Annotated in this window: 19 protein-coding genes; all 19 read left to right on the top strand. The window is 32.3% G+C overall.

Going from position 1 to position 20,928, the window contains the following annotated elements; genetic code table 11:
- Nucleotides 1-23 precede the first annotated feature (23 nt).
- The 19 genes from secA to whiA all read left to right on the top strand — a co-directional run bounded on the left by secA (nt 24) and on the right by whiA (nt 20,886).
- Nucleotides 24-2,555: a preprotein translocase subunit SecA gene (secA, locus tag ACNMOQ_RS11120; protein ID WP_017000800.1), complete on the top strand. Its 2,532-nt coding sequence runs from the start codon at nt 24-26 to the stop codon at nt 2,553-2,555.
- Nucleotides 2,556-2,567: 12 nt separating this feature from the next.
- A protein-coding gene (gene prfB / locus ACNMOQ_RS11115; RefSeq protein ID WP_100216303.1) for a peptide chain release factor 2 occupies nt 2,568-3,681 on the top strand; the annotation gives its coding sequence in 2 pieces (ribosomal slippage) (nt 2,568-2,639 and nt 2,641-3,681; 1,113 coding nt in all).
- A 171-nt stretch (nt 3,682-3,852) separates the two neighbouring features.
- Entirely contained in the window at nt 3,853-4,176 is a 324-nt protein-coding gene (gene cccB / locus ACNMOQ_RS11110) for a cytochrome c551 (protein WP_017000798.1), read from the top strand.
- Between the two features lie 368 nt (nt 4,177-4,544).
- Entirely contained in the window at nt 4,545-5,432 is an 888-nt protein-coding gene (locus ACNMOQ_RS11105) for a LysM peptidoglycan-binding domain-containing protein (RefSeq protein ID WP_135021450.1), read from the top strand.
- A gap of 121 nt (nt 5,433-5,553) precedes the next feature.
- The gene (locus ACNMOQ_RS11100) at nt 5,554-6,129 is read left to right on the top strand and encodes a TlpA family protein disulfide reductase (protein ID WP_017000796.1); all 576 of its coding nucleotides are present in this window, start codon (nt 5,554-5,556) and stop codon (nt 6,127-6,129) included.
- A 1-nt stretch (nt 6,130) separates the two neighbouring features.
- A complete protein-coding gene (locus ACNMOQ_RS11095) occupies nt 6,131-6,781 on the top strand; it encodes a YfbR-like 5'-deoxynucleotidase (RefSeq protein ID WP_017000795.1) in 651 nt (216 codons plus the stop codon).
- 8 nt (nt 6,782-6,789) lie between these two features.
- A complete protein-coding gene (locus ACNMOQ_RS11090) occupies nt 6,790-7,020 on the top strand; it encodes a CsbA family protein (protein WP_017000794.1) in 231 nt (76 codons plus the stop codon).
- A 132-nt stretch (nt 7,021-7,152) separates the two neighbouring features.
- Complete coding sequence (uvrB, locus tag ACNMOQ_RS11085) at nt 7,153-9,135, top strand: excinuclease ABC subunit UvrB (RefSeq protein ID WP_017000793.1); 1,983 nt, start codon at nt 7,153-7,155, stop codon at nt 9,133-9,135.
- A 5-nt stretch (nt 9,136-9,140) separates the two neighbouring features.
- Complete coding sequence (gene uvrA / locus ACNMOQ_RS11080) at nt 9,141-11,975, top strand: excinuclease ABC subunit UvrA (RefSeq protein WP_017000792.1); 2,835 nt, start codon at nt 9,141-9,143, stop codon at nt 11,973-11,975.
- 16 nt (nt 11,976-11,991) lie between these two features.
- Nucleotides 11,992-12,345, top strand: a complete 354-nt coding sequence (locus ACNMOQ_RS11075; RefSeq protein WP_064204491.1) for a hypothetical protein — start codon at nt 11,992-11,994, stop codon at nt 12,343-12,345.
- Between the two features lie 356 nt (nt 12,346-12,701).
- On the top strand, nt 12,702-13,634 hold the full coding sequence (hprK, locus tag ACNMOQ_RS11070) for an HPr(Ser) kinase/phosphatase (protein WP_017000790.1): 933 nt from the start codon (nt 12,702-12,704) through the stop codon (nt 13,632-13,634).
- On the top strand, nt 13,631-14,458 hold the full coding sequence (lgt, locus tag ACNMOQ_RS11065) for a prolipoprotein diacylglyceryl transferase (protein ID WP_026023720.1): 828 nt from the start codon (nt 13,631-13,633) through the stop codon (nt 14,456-14,458). The genes hprK and lgt overlap by 4 nt, the downstream gene beginning before the upstream one ends.
- 14 nt (nt 14,459-14,472) lie before the next feature.
- Nucleotides 14,473-14,955 carry an acyltransferase gene (locus ACNMOQ_RS11060; protein ID WP_017000788.1) on the top strand — a complete coding sequence of 161 codons (483 nt, stop codon included), beginning with the start codon at nt 14,473-14,475 and terminating at the stop codon, nt 14,953-14,955.
- Entirely contained in the window at nt 14,952-16,400 is a 1,449-nt protein-coding gene (locus ACNMOQ_RS11055; RefSeq protein WP_237714377.1) for a tetratricopeptide repeat protein, read from the top strand. Before ACNMOQ_RS11060 ends, ACNMOQ_RS11055 begins: the two co-directional genes overlap by 4 nt.
- 63 nt (nt 16,401-16,463) lie before the next feature.
- The gene (gene trxB, locus ACNMOQ_RS11050) at nt 16,464-17,411 is read left to right on the top strand and encodes a thioredoxin-disulfide reductase (RefSeq protein ID WP_017000786.1); all 948 of its coding nucleotides are present in this window, start codon (nt 16,464-16,466) and stop codon (nt 17,409-17,411) included.
- 261 nt (nt 17,412-17,672) lie between these two features.
- Complete coding sequence (rapZ, locus tag ACNMOQ_RS11045) at nt 17,673-18,587, top strand: RNase adapter RapZ (protein WP_017000785.1); 915 nt, start codon at nt 17,673-17,675, stop codon at nt 18,585-18,587.
- Nucleotides 18,574-19,560, top strand: a complete 987-nt coding sequence (locus ACNMOQ_RS11040; protein ID WP_064204485.1) for a gluconeogenesis factor YvcK family protein — start codon at nt 18,574-18,576, stop codon at nt 19,558-19,560. Before rapZ ends, ACNMOQ_RS11040 begins: the two co-directional genes overlap by 14 nt.
- Nucleotides 19,561-19,669: 109 nt before the next feature.
- Nucleotides 19,670-19,819, top strand: a complete 150-nt coding sequence (locus tag ACNMOQ_RS11035) for a hypothetical protein (protein ID WP_017000783.1) — start codon at nt 19,670-19,672, stop codon at nt 19,817-19,819.
- A gap of 125 nt (nt 19,820-19,944) precedes the next feature.
- Nucleotides 19,945-20,886: a DNA-binding protein WhiA gene (gene whiA, locus ACNMOQ_RS11030; protein WP_017000782.1), complete on the top strand. Its 942-nt coding sequence runs from the start codon at nt 19,945-19,947 to the stop codon at nt 20,884-20,886.
- Nucleotides 20,887-20,928 lie beyond the last annotated feature (42 nt).

The raw sequence follows: 20,928 nt of genomic DNA, 5'->3' as shown, positions 1-20,928 counted from the left end.
TCCTAGTTGAAGGAGAGAACAAAATGGGTTTTTTATCAAAATTAGCTGATGGTAATAAGCGAGTTGTAAAATCACTTGCAAAATTAGCAGATCAAGTCATCGGTTTTGAAGACGAAATTGCAAAACTAACAGATGACCAATTAAGAGAAAAGACAGTACAATACCAAAAAGAATTGGCAGAGATAGAAGATTATAAAAAACAAGAAAAGTATCTAGATAAAATACTTCCAGAAGCATATGCAATCGTAAGAGAAGCTTCTACACGTGTATTTAGCATGACACCATTTAAAGTACAAGTTATGGGTGGTATTGCAATTCATCGTGGTGATATATCAGAAATGAAAACTGGTGAAGGTAAAACGTTAACAGCAACAATGCCTGTATATTTAAATGCTCTGAGTGGCAGAGGGGTACATGTTGTTACAGTAAACGAATATTTATCTAGTTTCCAAAGTGAAGAAATGGCAAAACTATACAACTTCTTAGGTTTATCTGTAGGCTTGAATTTAAATTCTTTAAGTACAGAAGAAAAAAGAGCGGCATATGCTGCAGATATTACGTATAGTACGAATAATGAATTAGGCTTTGACTATTTAAGAGATAACATGGTCACATACAAAGATGACCGCGTAATGAGACCATTAAACTTTGCGATTATCGATGAAGTCGACTCTATTTTAATTGACGAAGCGAGAACACCGTTAATCATATCTGGTGAAGCAGAAAAATCTACGACACTTTATACTCAAGCAAATGTTTTCGTTAAAATGTTAAAAGATGAAGATGACTTTACGTATGATGAAAAGACAAAAGCGATTACGTTAACTGAACAAGGTATTGATAAAGCAGAACGCATGTTTAAAATAGATAACTTGTTCGATGTTAAAAATGTAAACTTAATGCATCATATCAACATTGCATTAAAAGCAAATCGTACGATGTTTAAAGACAAGGACTATGTTGTTGAAGACGGTGAAATAATGATTGTTGACCAATTTACTGGTCGTACAATGCCGGGCCGTCGTTTCTCAGATGGATTGCATCAAGCTATTGAAGCTAAGGAAGGATTAGAAATTCAAAATGAGTCTAAAACAATGGCTTCTATTACATTCCAAAACTTCTTTAGAATGTACAATAAATTATCTGGTATGACAGGTACTGCTAAGACGGAAGAAGAAGAATTTAGAAACATTTATAATATGACTGTAACTCAAATTCCTACTAATAGACCTATTCAACGTAAAGATGAAGCAGATATGATATTTGCGTCTCAAAAAGGTAAGTTTGATGCTGTAGTTAGAGATGTCATCGAATTATACAAAAAAGGTCAACCAGTACTATTAGGTACAGTAGCAGTTGAAACGAGTGAATATATCTCGAACTTACTGAAGAAAAAAGGCGTAAGACATGATGTTTTAAACGCGAAAAACCATGAACGTGAAGCGGAAATTATTCAAAGCGCTGGTGAAAAAGGTGCTGTTACAATCGCGACAAACATGGCTGGTCGTGGTACAGACATTAAACTAGGCGAAGGCGTTATAGAATTAGGTGGACTAGCAGTTATCGGTACAGAAAGACATGAATCTAGACGTATTGATGACCAATTAAGAGGTCGTTCTGGACGTCAAGGTGACGTTGGTAAAAGTAGATTCTATTTATCGTTACAAGATGAATTAATGGTGAGATTCGGCTCTGAACGCATGCAATCATTGATGGGCAGACTAGGTATGAATGATGATACACCTATTGAATCAAAAATGGTTTCAAGAGCGGTAGAGTCTGCTCAAAAACGTGTTGAAGGTAATAACTTTGATGCTCGTAAACGTCTATTAGAATATGATGATGTCTTAAGACAACAACGTGAAATTATATACGGTGAACGTAATGATATTATTGAAAATGATAATGTCGAAAATATCGTTAAAGGTATGATTAAATCTTCTCTTGAACGTGGTATAAACTATCATTTATCAGCTAATGAAGATGATATTGATTATGAAGCACTTGTTCAATATATCGAAGATTCTTATCTACAACCTGGTGTAATTAAAGCAGATGATATCCGTGGAAGAGACTATGAAGATATCCAAGAAATTGTACTTGAGAAAATTAAAGACCAATATAAACATCAACAAGAAGAATTCGGAGATCAAATGTCTGAATTTGAACGTATGATTGTATTAAGAACGATAGACCGTAAATGGACAGATCATATCGATACGATGGATCAATTACGTACAGGTATTCACTTGAGATCTTATGGTCAAATAAATCCATTGCGTGAATATCAAAATGAAGGTTTAGAATTATTTGAAACAATGTTAAGTGACATTGAAGACGAAGTAAGTAAGTATATTTTAAAAGCTACAATTGACCGCGGTGAACAAGTAGAACGTCAACAAGTTGAAATTGGTGAAGCTAAACACGTTGGAGCAAACGACGGTAAAGAAAAAGTAAAACCTAAACCGATTGTTAAAGATGAACAAGTAGGTCGAAATGACCCTTGTCCTTGTGGAAGCGGCAAAAAATATAAAAATTGTCACGGTAAAGCGTAAAGGAGTTAAATTATGGAATTAACGGAAATTAAACAGATTTTAAATAAGCATAATGAAAAATTATTAAACATCAGGGGGTCTCTTTGACTTAGAAAATAAAGAGACAAACATACAAGAATATGAAGAAATGATGGTTGATCCTTCTTTTTGGGATGATCAGAATAAAGCACAAGAAATTATTAATAAAAATAATGCACTCAAGTCAGTTGTAAATGATTTTTATAATTTAGAAAATCAAATTGAAGATTTGTATACAACGATTGAATTACTACAAGAAGAATATGACGAAGATATGCATAAAGCTTTAGAGTCTGACTTAAAAACAATTAATAAAGATATAGAACAATTTGAATTGAATCTATTATTAAATGGAGAGCATGACGAGAATAATGCGATATTAGAATTACATCCTGGTGCTGGCGGAACAGAATCTCAAGATTGGGGTTCTATGTTACTCAGAATGTATCAACGATTCGCTGAACATAAAGGCTTTAAAGTTGAGACATTAGATTACCAAAATGGTGATGAAGCAGGAATTAAAAGTGTAACTTTATTAATTAAAGGGCACAATGCTTATGGCTATTTAAGAGCTGAAAAAGGTGTTCATAGATTAGTACGTATTTCTCCATTTGATTCTTCGGGAAGAAGACATACATCATTTGTTTCTTGTGAAGTTACACCAGAATTTAATAATGAAAAAATTGAAATCGAAGTTAATTCTGAAGATATATCAGTAGACACTTATAGAGCATCCGGTGCAGGTGGACAGCACGTTAATACTACTGATTCAGCGGTGCGTATTACACACCAACCAACAGGCATCGTTGTTACTTGTCAAAATGAGCGTTCTCAAATTAAAAACAGAGAGCAAGCAATGAAAATGTTAAAAGCTAAACTTTATCAAAGAGAATTAGAAGAACAAGCTGCTGCTTTAAATGAAATAAGAGGCGAGCAGAAAGAAATTGGGTGGGGAAGTCAAATACGTTCTTACGTATTCCATCCATATGCGATGGTTAAAGATCATAGAACCAATGAAGAAACAGGAAATACAAGTGCAGTAATGGACGGAGAAATTGATCCGTTTATAGATGCATATTTACGTAGTCAATTAAACGAGCAATCATAAAATAAAGTAAACAAAAATCAGGTGAAATTCTTAAATAACAAGAAATTCACCTGATTTTTTTGATGAACATAATAGTTAAGGTTTTGTGAAAAAATACACAATATCGTTTTAAAATAAACACAATCATGGTAAAATATTAATGTGATTATATATTAATATGGGGTGTAAAACATGAGATTTAAAACGGGCATTATTTCAATCGTTGCGGCTTCTTCATTAGTGTTTGCTGGATGTGGAAATTCTTCATCGGACGAAAGTAAATCTGAAGAATATAGCTCTCAAGGGGAAAAGATTTTTAAAAATAATTCTTGTGTCGGCTGTCACGGTAAAGACTTAGAAGGTGCTTCTGGTCCATCATTGAAAAATGTAGGTTCTAAACTATCAGAACAAGATATAGAGAAAATTATCAATGAAGGTAAAGGTAGTATGCCGAGTAAAGTAGTTGATGAAAAAGAAGCTAAAGAAGTAGCAAAATGGTTAGCAGAACAAAAATAAAGTACAGAGTTATAAGTTACGAAAACTTATAACTCTGTATTTTTCTTTTTTTTATAATTGTTACATTGTATTTTAATGAAATAAGAATTGGTAAATGGTTTTTGGATAAATTCTCCATCGACAATGATTTTTTTTTGACGATATTATATTATGAATATTATTTAATACTAGCTATTAAGACTGTCATAATAATCTTTATAGATATTTTTAATTTAAATTATAGAAAGGTAACGTTTATATTACGAATATGTAACAAAGGAATTTGTGCGATGATTTTATGATATTATATTTCCAGTAATAGTTGAGGGAAACTCAAATTAATATAAATATAAATAAAAACATATAAATCTCAGGAGGATTTAACCATCATGAAGAAGACATTAGTTACGTTTGCATCTGTTACAGCTTTAACATCTTTAGTACAAACAACAGCTTTTGCTGCAGAGCATGAAGTTAAAGAAGGTGAAACATTAGCAACTATCGCACAGGAATATGGGACTTCTATTTCAAATCTTAAAGAATTAAATAAAATTTCTACTGAAGTTTCAGTAGGACAAAATATAAAAGTATTAAAAGATGACGTTTATGTTATACAAGAAGGCGATACACTCAATAAAATCTCTAAAAAATTTGACGTAACTGTATCAGAATTAAAAGAATGGAATAACTTGTCATCAGATATTATTTTAGTTGGTAAACCATTATTAGTATCAGCAGACGCTCAATTATCTGGCGATGAAGCTACTGCAGAACCAACTACTGTTTCAATTAACGCACCTGAAGCATCAGCTCAAGAAGAAAGCTTATTAAGATATGTTTTTGAGCAAACTTCAACTGGTAGTGAGTATAATACTGAAGACTACCAAGCATACGCTTTACCAACGTTTAATAATGAATCGCCAACTACTGCAGTATCGTATAGCAGACCATCAACAGGTGGCGGGGCTAATTTATATACTTCAGGTCAATGTACTTACTATGCATTTAGTAAACGCCCTGATATTGGAAGCACTTGGGGAAATGCTAACAACTGGGCTAATGCAGCTGCACAATCTGGTTATACAGTTAACAATACTCCTTCAGCAGGCGCTATATTACAATCTACAGCTGGTGGCTACGGTCATGTAGCATACGTTGAAAATGTTAACTCTGATGGTTCTCTACAAGTATCAGAGATGAACTATCAAGGTGTAGGAGTTGTTTCTTCACGAACAATTTCAGCTTCTGCAGCTAAAGCATACAACTATATACATTAGTCATTTTAGTTAAATATGTACAAGCAAGTAGTTAATTCAATTATGAATTTAAACTATTTGCTTTTTTTTATAACTTTAGTTGATATAATAAATGTAAATTAAGCTGAAGAGGTTTGAAGTAATGAAAAAATGGTTAAAAATCATACTAGTATTAATTTTAATGAGTATTATAGGAATAAGTATATATAAAGTGATAGACGTAAATAAGTTTCAAAATAAAGAACAATTTCAAGAACAACAGGGCGAACAAACTTTTCAAAATAGTCATCCTGCAACTGGTTTAAATGTTAATGATGAAAAAGTGAAAACTTTTGATAAACTTGAACCAACTGAATTAAAAAAAGTAACTTCTAAAAATGAAATTACAGTTATTAATTTATTTGCTTCATGGTGCGATCCTTGTAAGAGAGAAATGCCCGAGCTTGTTAAATACGCTAAGCATTCTAATAAAGATGTGGAACTGATAGGTTTAAATGTTAAAGATAAAAGAAAACCAGCACAACAACTTATTGATGACGTTCATGTAAATTATGATATATATGTAGCAGAAGAAGACTTTTTGAAAAAGTTTAAATCTTATAATATACCAACAACACTTTTCGTGAATAAAGAAGGGAAAGTAGAAAAAGTATATTTAGGAGAATTGTCCGAAAAAACACTAAATAACTTAGTCTTACAATTAAAGGAGGAACATTAATTTGGGGGTACACCAATATTTTAAAAGTTTAACAGATTTAGAGAAATTAGTAAGATGTCCTGGAAAATTCAAATTTCAAGACCATAATGTGGCAGCACATTCTTTTAAAGTAACTAAAATAGCACAATATTTAGCTACAGTTGAAGAAGCAAATGGCCAAGAAATTAATTGGAAGCTTGTATATGAGAAAGCATTAAACCACGATTATCCAGAAATATTCACTGGTGATATTAAAACACCTGTAAAATATGCTTCGTATGAATTGAAAAAATTATTTTCTCAAGTTGAAGAAGAAATGATAGAAAAGTTTATAACAGAAGAATTTCCTGAAGAATATCAAAGTATATATAGACATAGACTACAAGAGGGTAAAGATGATAGTATAGAAGGACAAATACTCAGTGTTGCTGATAAAATTGACTTGCTTTATGAATCTTTTGGAGAAATTCAAAAACGAAACCCTGAACCTTTGTTTTTTGAAATTTACGAAAGCTCATTAGAAACAATTATGCAATTCGATCATTTATCATCAGTACAAGATTTTATTCAAAATATTATACCGGAAATGTTACAAGAAAAATTTATTCCACGTTCTGAATTAAAAGAAACGACAATGACAATTCTTGAAAAACGTGAAACAAAAAGGAGTTAACGAATTGAATGATTTGGCCAATTCTAGCATTGTTCCTCCCTTGTTTACTGGTTATAGTTTTGACACAAATCACTCAAAATAAATGGATTGGATTACTGATTGCAACAGTTATTATCGGTGCATCAGTTTACAAAGGGTTCTTTCATGATGAGTTGATTATTGTGTTAGATGTTATCAGTCTAGTCGCTGGTTATTATATCGTGGACGCACTCAAAATAGATAAAATTGAATCAAGATAGATAAGAGGATAAATCAATGTGATTTTTCCTCTTATTTGTATTTTTATAAACTTAGAACGAACAAATGTTTGGTTATTTTTACAAAAATTTGTTAAAATATATTTATATATTTGAGAAAATTAGGAGGTTACTATGCAACATATTCCTTTTGAAATACATTCTGAATACTCTCCGCAAGGCGATCAACCTGAAGCAATTAAATCTCTTGTAAAGGGTATTAAAGACGGTAAAAGACACCAAACATTATTAGGTGCTACTGGTACTGGTAAGACATTTACGATGAGTAATGTAATTAAAGAAGTTGGTAAACCGACATTGATTATTGCTCATAATAAAACGTTAGCCGGGCAATTATATAGTGAATTTAAAGAGTTTTTCCCTGAAAATCGTGTTGAATACTTTGTAAGTTATTATGACTATTATCAACCTGAAGCGTATGTGCCTCAAACAGATACTTTCATAGAAAAAGATGCATCTATCAATGATGAAATAGATAAATTGCGCCATTCAGCTACAAGTTCATTGTTTGAACGTAATGACGTTATTGTTATTGCGAGTGTGAGTTGTATTTACGGTTTAGGAAATCCAGAAGAATATAAGGATTTAGTAGTGAGTGTACGTAAGGGCATGGAAATGGAAAGAAATGAATTATTAAGAAAATTAGTAGATAACCAATATGCTAGAAATGATATCGATTTTAGACGTGGTACATTTAGAGTTAGAGGGGATGTTGTTGAAATATTCCCAGCATCTCGTGATGAGCTATGTGTAAGAGTCGAATTTTTTGGTGATGAAATAGATAGAATTAGAGAAGTGAATTATCTAACTGGAGAAGTTATAGCAGAAAGAGAACATTTCCTATTTTATCCAGCTTCCCACTTCGTAACACGTGAAGAAAAAATGAAAGTTGCAATTGAACGAATTGAACAAGAATTAAAAGAACGTTTAGAAGAATTGCGTAAAGAAAATAAATTATTAGAAGCACAGCGTTTAGAACAAAGAACAAACTATGATTTAGAAATGATGAGAGAAATGGGATTTTGTTCAGGGATTGAGAACTACTCAGTTCACTTAACGTTACGTCCTAAAGGCTCTACTCCATATACATTATTAGATTATTTTGGTGATGATTGGTTAGTTATGGTTGATGAATCTCATGTTACATTACCACAAATTAGAGGTATGTATAATGGTGACCAAGCTAGAAAGAATGTTCTTGTTGAACATGGCTTTAGACTGCCAAGTGCTTTAGATAATAGACCTCTTAAATTTGAAGAATTTGAAGAGAAAACGAAACAACTTGTGTACGTTTCAGCTACGCCTGGTCCATTTGAAATTGAGCATACAGATGAAATGGTTGAACAAATTATACGACCAACTGGTTTGTTAGATCCAATCATAGAAGTAAGACCTAGTAAAAATCAAATCGATGATTTAATGTCAGAAATAAACGAACGTGTTGAACAAAATGAGCGTGTTCTTATCACAACGCTTACGAAAAAAATGAGTGAAGATTTAACAACTTATTTAAAAGAAGCAGGAGTCAAAGTAAACTACTTACATTCTGAAATTAAAACACTCGAAAGAATTGAAATTATTAGAGACTTAAGAATGGGTGTTTATGATGTGTTAGTGGGTATTAACTTACTAAGAGAAGGTTTAGATATCCCTGAAGTGTCGCTTGTTACAATTTTAGATGCTGATAAAGAAGGTTTCTTAAGATCAGAACGGTCACTCATCCAAACAGCAGGTCGTGCTGCACGTAACGATAAAGGTAAAGTCATTATGTATGCTGACAAAATTACTGATTCTATGAGAACAGCTATTGATGAAACAAATAGACGTAGAGAAACACAAGAAGCATATAACGAAAAATATAATATTACGCCACAAACAATTAATAAGAAAATACGCGATGTCATATCTGCTACAGTTGAAACAGATGAAGTTAACGAACAAGACAAGAAAAAAGCACCTAAGAAACTCACGAAGAAAGAAAGAGAGAAAACAATTGAGCGCGTAGAGAACGAAATGAAAGATGCTGCGAAAGATTTAGACTTCGAACGTGCATCTGAATTAAGAGACATATTGTTTGAATTAAAAGCAGAAAGGTGACTGAGATGAAAAATAAATCCATCATCGTAAAGGGTGCGAGAGCACATAACTTAAAAAATGTAGATATTGAAATACCTAAAGATCAATTAATAGTGATGACAGGTTTATCTGGGTCAGGTAAATCTTCATTAGCTTTTGATACTATTTATGCTGAAGGACAAAGAAGATATGTAGAATCTTTAAGTGCTTACGCAAGACAATTTTTAGGACAAATGGATAAACCGGACGTTGATTTAATTGAAGGGCTGTCACCAGCTATTTCGATTGACCAAAAAACAACGAGTAAAAATCCGCGTTCTACTGTTGCAACGGTAACTGAAATTTATGATTATTTAAGATTACTATATGCAAGGGTAGGAAGACCGATATGTCCAAACCATGGTATAGAAATAAAATCTCAAACCGTGCAGCAAATGGTCGATCAAGTAATGGAGTTAGAAGAAAGAACTAAAATTCAAATTCTATCTCCAATAATTTCTGGAAGAAAAGGTTCACATAAGAAATTAATCGACGATATTGCTAAAAAGGGTTATGCAAGATTGAAAGTTGACGGCCAAATTTTAGACGTAGACGATGTACCAGAATTAAATAAAAATCAAAACCATACAATTCATGTCGTAATAGACCGCTTAGTCGTTAAAGATGGCATAGAAGCACGTCTAGCTGATTCATTAGAGACTGCTTTAGAATTAGCTGATGGTACTGCAATTGCTGACGTTATTGATGGTGATGAAATTAAGTTTTCAGAGCACCATGCATGTCCAATTTGCGGATTCTCTGTTGATCATTTAGAACCTAGAATGTTCTCATTTAACAGTCCATTTGGTGCTTGTCCATCGTGTGATGGTTTAGGCAGTAAATTAACAGTTGATATAGATTTAGTTGTGCCAGACAAAACTTTAAGCCTTAAAGATGGCGCTATATTACCATGGCAACCTATTAGTTCTAATTATTATCCAACATTATTAGAACAAACATGTGAGCATTTTAAAATAGATATGGATAAGCCATTTAAAGATTTAACTAAAAAAGAAAAAAATATCATTTTACGTGGTCATGATGATGAAATTAAATTTGAATTTAATCAAGATTATGGTACAAAAGCAAAACGTACAAGAACGATGGCTTTTGAAGGTGTGTTGAATAACATCGAAAGAAGATACCATGATTCGCCATCTGAATATGTAAGAGAAGTTATGCAAAAATACATGGTCGAAAAAACATGTGAAACATGTAATGGTTATCGATTAAATGAAAAAGCTTTATGTGTTAAAGTAGACGGTCAACATATAGGTGAAGTTGTAAGATATTCTATAAGTGATTCATTAAAACACTTCGATAATTTAACGCTTGATGAAACTGAACGTCAAATTGCTAAGCTAATTTTGAAAGAAATACACGAAAGACTAACATTCTTAAATGATGTTGGTTTAGAATATTTAACATTAAACAGATCATCAGGTACTTTATCTGGTGGTGAAGCGCAACGTATAAGATTAGCAACGCAAATTGGTTCAAGGTTATCAGGTGTACTTTATGTTCTCGATGAGCCTTCTATAGGACTACACCAACGTGATAATGACCGATTAATTAATACTTTGAAATCTATGAGAGATATGGGCAACACTTTAATTGTTGTGGAACATGACGAAGATACGATGAAAGCAGCAGATTACCTAGTAGATATAGGGCCTAAAGCTGGTGTTCATGGCGGTGAAATAGTTGCGAGTGGTACACCAGAAGAAGTCATGGCTAATGAAGATTCTTTAACTGGTCAATATTTAAGTGGTAAAGAAAAAGTTGTCGTGCCGGCTAAGAGAAGAAAAATAACGAAACGCAAAATTTCTGTAAAAGGTGCAACGAGTAACAACTTGAAGAATGTAGATGTAGATTTTCCATTATCAGTATTGACTTGTGTAACGGGTGTTTCTGGTTCCGGCAAAAGTTCATTAGTTAACGAAGTATTATACAAAGGACTTCAAAAACAACTTTATAATACAAAAACAAGACCTGGTGCGCACAAATCTATTAAAGGTGTTAATGAAATAGAAAAAATTATTGATATAGATCAATCACCAATAGGTAGAACACCAAGATCTAACCCGGCGACATATACAGGTGTATTCGATGATATTCGCGATGTATTTAGTCAAACGAATGAAGCTAAAGTAAGAGGTTATCAAAAAGGTAGATTTAGTTTTAACGTTAAAGGTGGCCGTTGTGAAGCATGTAAAGGCGATGGAATCATCAAAATTGAAATGCATTTCTTACCTGATGTATACGTACCATGTGAAGTTTGTGATGGAAAAAGGTATAATAGAGAAACGTTAGAAGTAACATATAAAGGAAAAAATATTTCTGACGTATTAGAAATGACTGTAGAAGATGCGTATCATTTCTTTGAAAGCTTGCCAAAGATAAATAGAAAGCTTAAAACACTTGTTGATGTTGGCCTAGGTTATATTAAACTCGGTCAACCTGCTACTACTTTATCCGGTGGTGAAGCTCAACGTGTGAAGCTGGCATCTGAACTGCACAGACGTTCTAACGGTAAGTCGTTATATATTCTTGACGAACCAACAACTGGTTTACACGTTGATGATATAAAACGCTTGCTAAGTGTATTAAACAGACTTGTAGAAAATGGTGACTCTGTCATTATTATAGAACATAATTTAGATGTCATTAAAACAGCAGACTATATCGTTGATTTAGGTCCAGAAGGTGGAGATGGCGGTGGAGAAATCATCGCAACAGGAACACCAGAAGATATAGTAGAAGTAGATGCATCATATACTGGTAAATATTTAAAGCCGATCTTAGAAAGAGATCGAGCATAAAACGGGAGGCGAAAGTATGAACGAAGTACAGTTAAAGATTTTAGAATTAATCGAGAAAGACCATATTAATGTAGATGAAGCGGTGAAACTATTAGAAGCTACTTCAAATAATGGTCAAAAATCAACAGCATTCACAAGTAAATCTAGAGAAAATGTAGAAACATTATTTGAAGATTTATTTGAAAAAGTAAAATCAACAGCTAAAAACGGTAAAACTGAATTTGATAAACAATTTCAAAATAGAGAAAACAGCGATGTGGATCCAGTACAACAATTAGACGAATCATTAAGAACAATTATCCGCTCATTTAACAAAGGGAACAACGAGAATAACGATAATAATAACAACGATCAAAATAATAATTTATAAGTAGCTTAGAAAGTTACGTTTGGGAGCGGGAGAGAAATCTCATTTTAATAAAAAGATTTCGTAGTCCCACCTAGTCAGCTACTGCCTTTATAATGAGAGACTGAGACATGTATTTATGTCCAGTCTCTTTTTTATTAGAAATAATATAAATTCTGGTCATATAGAAATTTACGAGTCTCTAAAGTTGCTAGAGAAGTGTCACGTGCAACATTTCTATATTTAAAGTCAAATAATTTAAAATAACGAACTTTAATCTTCTAGTTTTTGCTTTATTGTCACTTTTCGTATATTTATAATGATTGCAGTTATCACTAAAGTTCATTAGAATTAACATATATTAACCTAGAGGTGAACCTATGATTACGAGTAGTAAATTAATAGAACAATTTAACATGGAAGTCATTGCTGGGAAGGCTGGACTCCATCGCAAAGTAACTGAAACTGATTTATCAAGACCTGGGCTCGAGATGGCAGGGTATTTTTCACATTATTCTTCAGACAGAATTCAAGTATTAGGTACGACAGAATTATCATTTTATAATTTGTTGCCGGATGAAGAAAAAGAAGGACGCATGGCTAAATTATGTAGACCGGAAACACCTGCTATTATTATAACGCGTGGACTAGAAGCGCCTGAAGAATTAAAAGAAAGTTGTAATAGAGAGAATACGCCACTACTTATCAGCGAATCATCAACTACAAAATTGATGGGACAAGTGACAAGCTATTTAGAAAGAGAATTAGCGCCTGAAACTTCGTTGCACGGTGTACTTGTTGACGTTTATGGTGTTGGTGTTCTTATTACTGGCGATAGTGGTGTTGGTAAGAGTGAAACAGCATTAGAACTTGTAAAAAGAGGTCATCGTCTTGTAGCGGATGATAACGTAGAGATAAAAGAAATTAATAAGAATGAATTAATCGGTAAAGCACCGAAAATCATTGAACATTTATTAGAAATAAGAGGTTTAGGTATCATTAACGTAATGACATTGTTTGGAGCCGGTTCGATTTTGATGGAAAAACGTATTAAATTAAATATCAATTTAGAGACATGGCACAAAGAAAAAATTTATGATCGTGTAGGATTAAATGAAGAAACATTAAAAATACTCGATTCTAAAATTACTAAGAAAACAATACCTGTTCGACCTGGTAGAAACTTAGCTGTCATTATTGAAGTAGCAGCGATGAACTATCGTCTAAACAATATGGGTATTAATACGGCAGAAGAATTTAATAATCGTCTAAATGCTGAAATATTAAAAAACGCTAGTAAGGAGAAAGAATGATGGAAGTGCTAGGGATAGATCCAGTCGCAATTCAATTAGGACCACTTTCAATTAGGTGGTATGGAATCATAATCGCATCTGGTATATTAATTGGTTATCTTATGGCACAAAGCACGGCTAAAAAGGTAGGAATTAAAGAAGAAACGTTAATTGATTTAATCATTTGGTGTGTGGTTATGGCCATCATTTGTGCGAGAATATATTATGTTGCATTTGAATGGGAATATTATAGTCAACACTTAGCAGAGATACCTTTAATTATGAACGGTGGAATTGCTATACACGGTGGATTAATTGGTGCATTTTTAACTGGGGCAATATTATGTCGAGTGAAAAACTTATCCTTCTTCCAAATGGTCGATATTGTGGCGCCAGGTATTATTTTAGCGCAAGCCATTGGGAGATGGGGTAATTTTATCAATCAAGAAGCACACGGTGGACCTGTTTCAAGAAGCTTCTTGGAAAACATACATATACCTGAATTTATCATTAACCAAATGCAAATTGACGGTGTATTTTATCAACCGACATTCCTATATGAATCGATATGGAATATCATTGGATTTATTATTTTATTATTAATAAGACCACATTTAAAAATTGGTGAAACATTCTTTGCATATTTAATTTATTACTCTATTGGTCGATACTTTATAGAAGGATTAAGAACAGATAGTTTAATGCTTACTGAATATTTAAGAATTGCTCAAGTAATATCTATTGTCATTATTATTGCATCAATCATCTTTATATTATATAGAAGGATACGTTATGATTTACCTAAATTCAGAGAAGTTAAAGGTTATTACCATAACTCGAATTGAAAGAAGTGTTAATTTTGAGAGCATTAAAAATAAAGAAAGTTTCTGGTGCGAATCCATTATGGAAAATGTATCAAACAATACGTTTTATAAAAGTATGTAAAAATGTTATTATCATTGAAATTAGTAGATATTTACCAAGTCTTAAATGGAAACATTGGTTATATCGAAAAGCTTTAAAAATGAAAGTAGGAAGGGAAACTGCTTTTGCATTTAAAGCAACGCCAGATATTTTATACCCGGAACTTATTACACTAGGTAGTAACTGTGTAATAGGATATAATGCGACAATATTATGCCACGAGTATTTAGTAGAAGAATATAGGGTTGGTCGCGTTAACATTGGAGATAATGTGTTAATCGGAGCAAATGCGACGATTTTAGCTGGCGTTAACATTGGAAATAATGCTATTGTAGCTAGCGGAACTATCGTTTCGAAAGATGTTCCTGAGGATATGATGGCATTTGGCAATCCAATGCAACTTAAGAAGAGGCGGTGAATAAATCATTGGGAGACAATTCGAATATTATACATGTTAGGTTTGATAAAGACTTCTATTACCATAAGGCTATGGAAAAAATGAGAGAACAAGATTATATATATGCTGAGTCTTTATTTAAAAAAGCACTTGAACTATCACCTGATGATTTTGTTATTATTCCGCCATACGCTGAATGTCTTGTAGAGCTTAATCAAAATACAAAAGCTGAAGAACTAATGTATGATCAAATAGCTAAGGGCAATTTTGTAACAGATTATTATTTTTATTTAAGTCAGATGTTCATAAAATCAAATGAACCGAACAAGGCATTTTTATTCGGTTTAAGGTATGTAACAGAGGAAGATGACCAAGATTATTTTGATGAAATGATACAAATGTTCGAAGTGAAATATGATGATCAAACAGTAGTTGAAGAAGAAGCAGAAAGATTTGTCATTCAGCATATCTTTCAATATTTATTTGGTAATGGTCGTTTAGATGAAGCATATCACTACCTTGAACGACAGCGTTTAACTATGCAAGAAGATGTGCATATCATGAATTTAAAAGCGATGGCGTTGCTGTATAACAGTAAATATGAAGAAGCAGAAGCATTATTACAAACAATCTTAGATGAGGACCCCTCAGATATTTATGCACTTTGCCATATGACATTACTCTTATATAACACTGAACAAATGGATAGATTTAACCATTATTTAAAACAATTAAGTAAGCTACATCCTATTAATGACGAAGAGTCATTTAAATTGGGTGTAGTGTTAAGTTATTTAGGTAAGCATAAATCTTCAAACCAATTGTTAGTGCCACTTTTAAAGAAACCTCAGGCGAGTACACCACAATTACATCATGCCTTAAGTTATAATTTTTATCATTTAGGTTATTTGGAAGAGGCTAAACGTCATTGGCTAAAGTTTGAAGATAGTGTACAATACCATAGTCAATTACCTCCATGGAAAATTGACGACCTTAAAGATATGCTAGATAAGCAAGTGTTACCTTTATTAAAAGATGAAGATTATAGATATCGTTTATATGGAATATTCTTATTGGGGCATATGAAGAATAAAGAATTAGTCATGTCCCATGAAACTTGGGAAGTTTTAGAGAATTTACCTGATTATGAACGACTATATATTACGTATATCTTTCAAGATTTACATCTTAATAAACTAGGTTTTATTGATGAAGGTATGAGATTAATAGAACAATCTGAATATCAACATTATGGTAAAGAATTATTCGTGTCATGGATAGAACATGCTGAAATGTTGATTGCAGAACATGAAAATATTGAAGAAGCAACACACTATGTTGCCGCGTCGATTTATATTTATTTAAAGACATTAAATAAAAAAATAACTAAAAAAGAGATACAAAATTCATTTAACATAACAGCTTATCGCTTAAATAAAGCGATAAAAGCATTAGTGAGCATATAAGTTTGCTTATGTGAATGATTGTTGTACAATTCTACTGAATTAATAAGAGGAGGCAGTTTATAAATGACTACACAAGTAGATTATGATGTAATTATTGTTGGGGCAGGTCCAGCTGGTATGACAGCAGCAGTATATGCTTCAAGAGCTAATTTATCAACTGTGATGATAGAACGTGGTATGCCAGGTGGACAAATGGCAAATACAGAAGATGTAGAGAACTTCCCTGGTTTTGATTTAATAACTGGACCAGATTTATCAACTAAAATGTTTACACACGCGCAAAAATTTGGTGCTAAATATGAATATGGTGATATAAAAGATATAGAAGATAAAGGTCATTATAAAGTTGTTAACATGGGAGATAAAACACTAACTGCACATGCAATTATCATTGCGACAGGTGCAGAATATAAGAAAATTGGTGTGCCTGGTGAACAAGAATTAGGTGGCCGTGGTGTAAGTTACTGTGCAGTTTGTGATGGTGCATTCTTTAAAGGTAAAAATATTTACGTTATTGGCGGAGGAGATTCTGCTGTAGAAGAAGGCATGTTCTTAACTAAATTTGCAGACAAAGTAACAGTTGTACACAGAAGAGATGAATTAAGAGCTCAAAAAATCATTCAAAATCGTGCATTTAAAAATGAAAAAATGGACTTCATTTGGAATTCAACATTGAAATCTATTAATGAAAAAGATGGAAAAGTTGGTTCAGTAACATTAGTATCAACTGAAGACGGTTCTGAAGTAGAACATGAAGCTGATGGTGTATTTATTTACATCGGTATGAAACCATTAACTAAACCATTTGAATCATTAGGTATTTTAAATGAAAATGGCTATATTGAAACAAATGATGAAATGGAAACGAACGTACCTGGTGTATACGCTGCAGGAGATGTACGTGAAAAAACATTACGTCAAATCGTTACAGCAACAGGTGATGGTAGTATAGCAGCTCAAAATGCTCAAGCATATATTGAAACACTAGAAGACGAAGAACAATTAATTTAATGAAATTTATAAACAGTCCGGGACATATATAAATGTCTCGGACTGTTTCATTACATAGGGAGTAGCTGACTGGACTGAAAATGAGCTTAGAACAATTTTTTATCATAGTAATCCTAGTTGGGACGGGACTACAAAATTTTTAAAAAAATATAATTTCTGTTCCGCTCTTTTAATAAATATCGATAGCTTCATATATTTAATGTATTTTATGATGTTATCATGTAATATAAAGGTATATTTGATAGTCAAAGGAGAATAGTTATGCAACTTGTCGACAAGAGCAATGTGAAGAATGAATTAATAGTCGTTACAGGTATGTCTGGTGCAGGTAAATCAGTAGCATTACAGGCGTTAGAAGATTTAGGATATTTTTGCGTAGATAACTTACCACCAATCCTATTACAAAAATTCGTAGATTTGATGGATCAAGGTAATCCTTCCTTATCAAAAGTAGCAATCGGAATTGATTTAAGAGGAAGAGATTTTTTTAATAACTTAAGAGAAGAATTAGATTATATACAAAGTGAAAAAAAGGTTATTGTGGATATACTATTTTTAGAAGCTAACGATAAAAGGTTAATTTCAAGATATAAAGAAACGAGAAGAACACATCCACTTAGTGAAAAAGGAAGCTTGTTAGCAGCTATTGAGCAAGAAAGAGTGTTGCTAAGTGACATTAAAGGTATTAGTAATTTTGTGATTGATACTACAGAAATGAAACCAAAATCATTAAAACAAGAATTAATTGAAACTTTCGAAAAAGATCCTTCTTCAACATTCGAAGTAAGGGTGTTGAGCTTTGGTTTTAAACATGGTATGCCTATAGATGCAGATATTGTATTTGATGTAAGATTTTTACCTAATCCATATTATGTAGACGAATTAAGGCCATTAACTGGGTTAGACGATGAAGTATACCAATATGTAATGAAATGGAAAGAGACTTCGACTTTTTATAAGAAGTTTAGTGATTTAATGATGTTTATGTTACCAGGATATAAAAAAGAAGGTAAATCACAATTAACAATTGCAATTGGTTGTACAGGTGGTCAACACCGCTCTGTAGCACTTGCTAAAAGACTAGGTGAAGATATTAAAGATAATTTTGATTATGTTGTGTATACGTCACATCGCGATGCACATATCGAAAGTAGAATAAAAAATGAAAAAAATTAAAGTTGTCCTAATTGGAGGCGGAACAGGTCTTTCTGTATTAGCAAGAGGACTGAAAGATTATCCAATTGATATAACTGCCATTGTTACAGTTGCTGATGATGGTGGTAGTACAGGTAAAATCCGTGATGTGATGGATATACCTGCACCTGGTGATATTAGAAATGTGTTAGCAGCATTAAGTGATACAGAACCAATGCTTGAAAAATTATTCCAATATCGTTTTGAAGAGGAAAAATTGGGTGGTCATTCAATAGGAAATCTATTATTAGCAGCAATGACTAACATAACGGATGATTTCGGACATGCCGTAAAAGAATTAAGTAAAATTTTAAATATTAAAGGACAAGTTATACCATCTACAACTAAAAGTATTGTGCTTAATGCGGTTATGTCTGATGGAGAAGTTGTTGTCGGTGAATCGAATATACCTAAAAAATCTAAAAAGATAGAAGAAGTATATTTAACACCTGAAGACATTGAGCCAATGCCTGAAGCAATACAAGCGATAGAAGAAGCAGACTTAATTGTTATGGGACCTGGTTCGTTGTATACTAGCATTTTACCAAATTTAATATTAAACAAGATGAGAGACGCGATTATTAATACGGAAGCTGAAAGATTATATGTATGTAATCTTATGACACAAAAAGGTGAAACGACTGGATATAGCGTGAGTGATCATGTTAAAGCAATTCACGATCACGTAGGAGCGTCGTTTATAGATTTTGTAATTTGTCAGAATGAACGTTTTAATAAAGAAATTTTATTGAGATATGAAGAAGAAGATGCAAAACAAGTAGATTTTGATCATGACAAATTAAAAGAAATGGGCGTTCAATGTATTCATGATAAAAACCTTGTGAGTATTACACCACATCAATATATTAGGCATAATAATAAAGTGCTTGCACGTATTATATATGAAGTTGTTCTTCAAGAAATTAGTACAATTCAATACAAAAAAGATAAATAAATTAGAGAAGCATAGTAATAATATTTATAATGTTATTACTATGCTTCTTTTAAAAATTGAAGTAGAATAAAAGTGTATTTGTAAGGGGTTACAAAATGGGGTGGTAGTTATGAAACGAGTACAAATTTTGATGGTACTTATTGGATGTATTTTATTGTTAACAGGGTTAGTTGTTCATCAATCTTTAGGGGTTATCTTTTTAATTATAGGCGTGACTATGATTTTGTTTGGTATTATCAAAGAAACAGCAAAAAAATAAAACTTAAGATGAATAACTTGATACGCCCGGCTGTTCCATGTAATATATAGTAGAAATGAAACGTATGATATGTCTTTCGGCATATCATTATTTTTATGTGTATAAATAAGAAAGGGTGATCTGCTGTGAGCTTTGCTTCAGAAATGAAAAATGAATTAACGCGAATAGAAGTTGACGATGATTGTGCAAAAGCAGAACTTTCAGCTTTGATTAGAATGAATGGAAACTTAAGCATTTCTAATCAACAATTTGTTATAAATGTTCAAACAGAAAACGCAGCCATAGCACGACGTATATTTTCACTAATAAAAAAATGCTTCGGTGTAGAAGTTGAATTATTAGTAAGAAAGAAAATGAAACTCAAGAAAAACAATATATATATTAGTAGAATTAAAGTTAAAGCAAAAGAAATACTAGATGAACTTGGTATACTGCAAGATGGTATGTTTAAACAAGAAATTGATAAAAGTATTTTGAAAAATGATATTTGTAAAAGAAGCTATTTGCGAGGTGCATTTTTAGCGGGCGGGTCAGTGAACAACCCGGAAACTTCATCATATCATTTAGAAATATTTTCATTATATGAGGAGCATTCAGCAGATTTAACAGCTTTAATGAATCAGTATGAATTAAATTCTAAACAGTTAGAGCGTAAAAAAGGTTACATTAGTTATTTAAAAGAAGCAGAAAAAATCTCAGATTTCTTAAGTTTAATAGGCGGGTATCAAGCGTTGCTTAAATTTGAAGATGTTCGAATTATTAGAGATATGCGTAATTCAGTGAATAGACTTGTAAATTGTGAAACAGCAAATTTAAATAAAACCGTAAGTGCAGCGATGAAACAAGTAGAGAGTATTCAATTAATCGATAAAGAGATTGGAATAGACAATTTACCGGATCGTTTAAGAGAAGTGGCAAGATTAAGGATTGATAACCAAGATGTTTCTATTAAAGAACTTGGAGAAATGGTAAGTACAGGTAAAATTTCTAAATCAGGTATTAATCATAGGTTACGTAAATTAAATGAAATGGCAGATAAAATAAGAAGCGGCGAAACAATTAATTAAGTATATAAATAAAAACGCCTTTCCAAAATAAATTGGAAAGGC

The organism is Mammaliicoccus lentus (assembly GCF_947036595.1).
In the GTDB taxonomy this organism is placed as follows: Bacteria; Bacillota; Bacilli; order Staphylococcales; family Staphylococcaceae; genus Mammaliicoccus; species Mammaliicoccus lentus.
The sequence above is the reverse complement of the archived record's forward strand: the minus strand, read 5'-3'. Positions and strand labels throughout refer to the sequence as shown.

What these genes read in the sequence shown, in the direction of transcription:
- secA (WP_017000800.1), top strand. Translation starts at nt 24, where the DNA reads ATGGGTTTTTTATCAAAATTAGCTGATGGTAATAAGCGAGTTGTAAAA.
- cccB (WP_017000798.1), top strand. Translation starts at nt 3,853, where the DNA reads ATGAGATTTAAAACGGGCATTATTTCAATCGTTGCGGCTTCTTCATTA.
- ACNMOQ_RS11105 (WP_135021450.1), top strand. Translation starts at nt 4,545, where the DNA reads ATGAAGAAGACATTAGTTACGTTTGCATCTGTTACAGCTTTAACATCT.
- ACNMOQ_RS11100 (WP_017000796.1), top strand. Translation starts at nt 5,554, where the DNA reads ATGAAAAAATGGTTAAAAATCATACTAGTATTAATTTTAATGAGTATT.
- ACNMOQ_RS11090 (WP_017000794.1), top strand. Translation starts at nt 6,790, where the DNA reads ATGATTTGGCCAATTCTAGCATTGTTCCTCCCTTGTTTACTGGTTATA.
- uvrB (WP_017000793.1), top strand. Translation starts at nt 7,153, where the DNA reads ATGCAACATATTCCTTTTGAAATACATTCTGAATACTCTCCGCAAGGC.
- uvrA (WP_017000792.1), top strand. Translation starts at nt 9,141, where the DNA reads ATGAAAAATAAATCCATCATCGTAAAGGGTGCGAGAGCACATAACTTA.
- ACNMOQ_RS11075 (WP_064204491.1), top strand. Translation starts at nt 11,992, where the DNA reads ATGAACGAAGTACAGTTAAAGATTTTAGAATTAATCGAGAAAGACCAT.
- hprK (WP_017000790.1), top strand. Translation starts at nt 12,702, where the DNA reads ATGATTACGAGTAGTAAATTAATAGAACAATTTAACATGGAAGTCATT.
- lgt (WP_026023720.1), top strand. Translation starts at nt 13,631, where the DNA reads ATGATGGAAGTGCTAGGGATAGATCCAGTCGCAATTCAATTAGGACCA.
- trxB (WP_017000786.1), top strand. Translation starts at nt 16,464, where the DNA reads ATGACTACACAAGTAGATTATGATGTAATTATTGTTGGGGCAGGTCCA.
- rapZ (WP_017000785.1), top strand. Translation starts at nt 17,673, where the DNA reads ATGCAACTTGTCGACAAGAGCAATGTGAAGAATGAATTAATAGTCGTT.
- ACNMOQ_RS11040 (WP_064204485.1), top strand. Translation starts at nt 18,574, where the DNA reads ATGAAAAAAATTAAAGTTGTCCTAATTGGAGGCGGAACAGGTCTTTCT.
- ACNMOQ_RS11035 (WP_017000783.1), top strand. Translation starts at nt 19,670, where the DNA reads ATGAAACGAGTACAAATTTTGATGGTACTTATTGGATGTATTTTATTG.